Source organism: Rhodosalinus sp. (assembly GCF_046542825.1).
GTDB lineage: Bacteria > Pseudomonadota > Alphaproteobacteria > Rhodobacterales > Rhodobacteraceae > Rhodosalinus.
Genome location: NZ_JBKHAQ010000156.1, coordinates 1 through 5,249 on the forward strand (window position 1 = coordinate 1; position 5,249 = coordinate 5,249).

A 5,249-nucleotide genomic window follows, 5' to 3' on the forward strand; every position below is an offset into this window, starting at 1 on the left:
AGCGTTCCGTCAGCTTGCGGGTCGCCGGGATCACGCCGGTCAGCATCATCACCGGATCGTCGCCGGTGACGGCGAAACCCGAGATGGCCGCGCGGGGGCTCAGGCCCAGCCGCTCTGCCGTCTTCTCCTCCGCGATCAGCATGGCGCCCGCGCCGTCGGTGATCTGGCTCGAATTGCCGGCCGTCACGCGCCAGCCGATCTGCGGGAAGCGCGCGCTCATCTCGTCGGTGTGGAAGGCAGGGCTCAGCTCGGCCAGCTTCTCGGAGCTGGTATCGGGGCGCGGGCCCTCGTCCTCTGTCACGGTGTGCCCGTCCACGTCGAGCGGCACGATATCGCGCGCCACGATCCCGCGCGCCGAGACCGCGTGCTGGTGCGAGCGAAACGCGTAGTCGTCCATCTCCACGCGCGAGAGATCCCATTGCGCCGCGATCAGCTCTGCCGAGATGCCCTGATGCACCAGCCCCTCGGGGTAGCGCGCGTGCAGCATCGGGCCGAGGTTGTCGCGCCCCATCCGGTTCGACTTCATCTCGACCCGGCTCATCATCTCGACGCCGCCCGCGATGACCATGTCACAGGCCCCGGCGATCACCCCCTGCGCGGCGAAGTCCATCGCCTGTTGCGCAGAGCCGCATTTGCGGTCGAGCGTCACCGCCGGCACGGAGTCCGGGAAACCCGCGGCCAGCACCGCCTGCCGTCCGATGTTGGCCGCCTGCTCGCCCACCTGGATGACGCAGCCGGTAATGACATCCTCGACCAGCGCGGGGTCGACGCCCGTCCGCGCGACCAGCGCCTGAAGCACGCGCGCGTAGAGGTCCACCGGATGCAGCGCCGCCAGCGCGCCATTCGCCCGCCCCCGCCCGAAGGGCGAGCGCACCACGTCCACGATGACGGCACGCCGGGCCATCAGGCCCCCTTTCGTCTCAGCGTCAGGTTCATCGCCTCGCTGCGGATCTGCACCACGGGGCTGTTGGCCACCTTCATCAGCCGGCGCGCCTCGTCAAGCTCGGGCGAGGACAGCAGCGGATAGTCGCGCGCGACCGGGCCCGCGGCCCACATCGCCTTGAGGTCGTGCTCGGGCACCAGCGCGCGCAGGATCAGCTCGTCGTCGTTCTTCGTGCCATATCGCTTGCGCAGCTCCTCGATGGTGGGCTGCTCGGGCGGGTTGGCCACGACTTCCTTCGCGCGCGAAGACGACATGATCCTGTCCAGAACGTTCGGTTCGATGGGCGCCACGGTCTGCCCGTAGAAGCCCGCCGCGTATTGTATCACCTCGTCCGGGATGACCGAATAGCGTTTTCCCGTCACCACGTTCAGCACGGCGAGCGTGCCGACAAGCTGGGAAAACGGCGTCGCCATCCCGGGATAGCCCAGCTCGCGCCGGACCACCGCGGTTTCCTCCAGCACGTCGCCCAGCCGGTCGGTCATGTTGTATTGCGCAAGCTGCGCCTTGAGCGTGCCGGTCATGCCGCCGGGGATCTGGTGCTCGGTCGAGAGCACGTCGTATTCGTTGAACTGATCGACGAGGAAGCCCGCCGCCTTGCCCACCGCGCGGAAGTGGTCCGCCACCGGCTGGAAGAGCGAGGTGTCGAGGTCGTGGGTGTGCCCCAGAAGCTCGATGTTGCGCACCACGCTTTCGGTCGAAGGCACCGAGGGGCCGTTCGCCATGGGGCGCGCGGCGGTGTGCAGGATCGTGACACCCAGGTCGATGATGTCCACATAGGCCTTGCCGGAAAGGCCCAGGATGTTGTTGGCGTGGAATTCCAGCGGCTTGTCGCCGATCCGGGCCTTGATCGCGGGCACCAGCGTCCTGAGCCGCTCCTTTTCCAGCACGCCGGCGGTGTCGTAGAGCAGGATGGTGTCCACATCCGGCGAGGCGGCCAGTTGCCCCGCCTTCTCGGCGAAGAATTCGTCGGTGTGCACGGGCGAGAGCGCGAACATCACCGCGCCCGCGACCTCGGAGCCGTATTCCTTCGCCACCTTGGCCAGGCGGTGCATCTTGTCGATGTTGAAGAGCACGTCGTAGATCCAGAAGGACCGCACGCCGTGCTCGTTCAGCTGCCGCATCCAGCAGTCCATCAGCGCGTCGGGCGTCACGCCGAAGGTGACGGAGGCGTTCGAGCGCATGCCGCCCCGGATGCGCGTGCGCGGCATCGCGTCCACCAGAAGGTCCAGCCCCTCCCACGGGTTTTCGCGCGCGTGCTTGATCATCACCTCCATCAGCGACGATCCGGCAAGGTCGATGACACGAAATCCCGTCTTGTCGATCAGCGGCGCGACGGGCAGCGCCATGCCCGCCTGCATGCGCATCCCCCAAAGGCTCTGCTGGCCGTCGCGCATGGTCTCGTCGAGAAATTCGATATGGGCCATCGGGCTCACTCCTGTTCCAGAAAGGCGGGCAGGGCGCGATCTTCCAGCCAGCGCGTCGAGAATGCGCCGGTGCGGAAGTCGGGGTGCCCGACGATGTAGGCGGCCAGTGGCAGCGTGGTCGCCACGCCCTGCAGCCGAAAGTCGCGGATGGCGGCGAGCATCCCCTCGATGGCGGCCTCGCGGGTCGCGCCACGGACGATGAGCTTGCCCACCATGCTGTCGTAGAAGGGCGGGATCAGGTCGCCCGCCCGCATGTGGCTGTCCAGGCGGATGCCCGCGGCCTCCGGCGGGTGCCAGGCCGTCACGCGGCCCGGCGCGGGCAGGAAGCCGTTGCGCGGATCCTCGGCGTTGATCCGCACCTCCAGCGCGTGGCCGTCGAAGGCGACATCCTCCTGCCGCACGCCGATTCCCTGCCCCGCCGCGACCGAAAGCTGCCGCGCGATCAGGTCGTGGCCCGTGATTTCCTCGCTCACCGGATGCTCGACCTGGATGCGCGAGTTGACCTCGATGAAGTAGAAATCCTCGCGGTCCATGTCGTAGAGGAACTCGACCGTGCCCGCGTTGCGGTAGCTGGCGTGGGCGCAGAGCCGCACGGCGGCCTCGCGCATCCGCGCCTGCACCTCCGCGGGCATGGCCGTGACCTGCGCCTCCTCGATCAGCTTCTGATACCGCCGCTGGACCGAGCAGTCGCGGTCGCCGAAATGCACGACCGCGCCCTCGCCGTCGCCCACCACCTGCACCTCGACGTGGCGGGCGCGCTCGACGAAACGCTCCATGTAGAGCCGCCCGTCGCCGAAGGCGGCCTCGGCCTCGCGGCTGGCGCGGGAGAAGCTCGATTTCAGCTCCTCGGGCGTGCGGGCGAGGAACATGCCCTTGCCGCCGCCGCCCGCGCTGGCCTTCATCACCACCGGATAGCCGATCTCTTCCGCCGCTTCCTGCGCAGGGGCAACTTCGGCGATGTGATCGGTGCCCGGCACGGTGGGCACCTCCGCCGCCTCGGCCAGACGGCGGGCCGAGAGCTTGTCGCCCAGCGCCTCGATCGTCTCGGGGCGGGGGCCGACGAAGGCGATCCCCTCCTCCGCGCAGCGGCGGGCGAGTTCCGGCTTCTCCGACAGGAAGCCGTAGCCGGGATGCAGCGCGTCGCAGCCCGTGGCCCTGGCCGCGTGCAGGATCAGGTCGACGTTCAGGTAGCTCTTCGGCGCCTTTGCCGGCCCCAGCACCACCGCGCGGTCCGCCATCCGCGCACCCAGGCCGTCCTTGTCGGCCGCGGACACGCCCAGCACCGTCTCGAGCCCCAGCGCCTTCGCGGTGCGCAGGATTCGAACCGCGATCTCGCCGCGGTTGGCCACGAAGAGGCGGTTGATCGTCATGGCCTCAGTCCGGCTCGATCCACCTGAGAGTCTGGCCGTATTCGACCATCTGCGCGTCCTCGACGCAGACCTCGCGCACGGTGCCCGCCACGCCCGCCCGCATGGTGGTGAAGAGCTTCATCACCTCGATCAGGCAGACCTCGGTCTCGGGCGTGACCCTGTCGCCCACGGAGACGTAAGGCGCGGCGCCAGGCTCTGGCGCCTTGTAGAACGTGCCGAGGTTGGTGGCCGTCACGGCGACCCATCCCTCCTGCGGGCGCGCGTCCGCGGGTGTGTCGGCCGAAGCGCCGGCGTCCACCGGCCCAGCCGGTGCCCGACTTTCGGGTGCCGGTGCGACAGGCACGCCCGCAGAAGGCGGCAGAGCGGCCGGCGCGACCGCGCCGGACGGCCCGCGGGCCGAGGCATCCTTTGACAGGAAGATTTCCTCGCCCCCGATCTCCAGGTGCATCTCTTCCCAGTCGGAGTCGTCGAAGATGCGGATCAGTGCCTCGATGTCGCTCGTCTTCAGGCCCATCCCTGTCCCTCTCATCCTTGCGCCGAGACGGCGACGGTCTCGCGGTCCTCGTGCGCCATGCCCGCCCGCGCGCCCGCCAGCAGGAGCGGCAGCGCGGGTTTGCCGATCACGAACTTCAGCCCCGCGGACAGCGCGGCCGACATCCCCTCTTCCGTGGCCAAAGCGCCCCCGGTCGCGGCCTCCGCACCCCTGAGCAGGTTCGGCAGGTTCGCCGCGTCCTCACTGCCCTCGATCGTGTTCAGGTCCACGATCTGCGCGGCAGGCGCCGCGTCCGGCGTGTGCACCGGGATCGGACAGGTCGCCTGCGCCCAATCCTTCAGCTGCGCCAGGTCGGTCTCGGCGTTCTCGTCGGGCGCCTCGGCGGCAAGCGCCCCGGCATAGATGCGGCCCGTGGACCCGTCCACGGTGACGGTTTGCCCGGCGTGCGCCGTAACGCTTCCTTCGCCGCACCCCACCACACAGGCGATGCCCAGCGCGCGGCTGACCACGGCGGCATGGCTGGTCGCGCCGCCCCTCTCGGTGATGACCGCCCTTGCCGCGAGCATCCCGTGCAGATCCTCGGGGCTGGTGGTCACGCGGGCCAGGATGACGTCCTCGCCCTGTGCCGCGCGGCGCTCTGCCTCGTCGCTGTCGGTCACCACGGTGCCGATGCCGATGCCGGGCGAGGCGGCCTCGCCCCGGCACAACGTCTCGGCCGCCTCCGCCTCGCCCGGTTTCAGGCGCGGGGCAAGCAGCAGGCGCACCTGATCCGGCGTCACGCGGGTGAGCGCGACCTGCGGGGTGATGACCCCTTCGCGCACCATCTCGGTTGCGATCCGCACCGCGGCGGCGGGCGCGCGCTTGGCCGCGCGGCTCTGCAAGAGGAAAAGCTCTCCCTTCTGGACGGTGAACTCGATGTCCTGCACGTCGCCGTTGGCCTCTTCCAGCCTCTCGGAGGCCGCCATCAACGCGTCGAACGCCTGCGGCACGGTCTGCCGCATCGTCTCCACCGGCTGCGG

Annotated in this window: 5 protein-coding genes; all 5 read right to left on the reverse strand. The window is 69.7% G+C overall.

Annotated features, from left to right (window positions below):
- Positions 1-904 (reverse strand): thiolase family protein (locus ACLFOB_RS14190; RefSeq protein ID WP_410926501.1); only part of this gene is annotated, 904 nt, incomplete at its 3' end.
- On the reverse strand, positions 904-2,367 hold the full coding sequence (locus ACLFOB_RS14195; protein WP_410926502.1) for a hypothetical protein: 1,464 nt from the start codon (positions 2,365-2,367) through the stop codon (positions 904-906). The genes ACLFOB_RS14190 and ACLFOB_RS14195, both read right to left, overlap by 1 nt.
- Before the next feature lie 5 nt (positions 2,368-2,372).
- Entirely contained in the window at positions 2,373-3,737 is a 1,365-nt protein-coding gene (locus tag ACLFOB_RS14200; RefSeq protein WP_410926503.1) for an acetyl/propionyl/methylcrotonyl-CoA carboxylase subunit alpha, read from the reverse strand.
- A 4-nt stretch (positions 3,738-3,741) separates the two neighbouring features.
- A complete protein-coding gene (locus ACLFOB_RS14205; protein WP_410926504.1) occupies positions 3,742-4,251 on the reverse strand; it encodes an acetyl-CoA carboxylase biotin carboxyl carrier protein in 510 nt (169 codons plus the stop codon).
- Between the two features lie 11 nt (positions 4,252-4,262).
- Positions 4,263-5,249: PEP-utilizing enzyme (locus ACLFOB_RS14210; protein ID WP_410926505.1), on the reverse strand; the 987-nt coding region annotated here is incomplete at its 5' end.

Excerpts from the sequence above, each read along its gene's own strand:
- ACLFOB_RS14205 (WP_410926504.1), bottom strand. The coding sequence starts at position 4,251 with ATGGGCCTGAAGACGAGCGACATCGAGGCACTGATCCGCATCTTCGAC.
- ACLFOB_RS14195 (WP_410926502.1), bottom strand. The coding sequence starts at position 2,367 with ATGGCCCATATCGAATTTCTCGACGAGACCATGCGCGACGGCCAGCAG.
- ACLFOB_RS14200 (WP_410926503.1), bottom strand. The coding sequence starts at position 3,737 with ATGACGATCAACCGCCTCTTCGTGGCCAACCGCGGCGAGATCGCGGTT.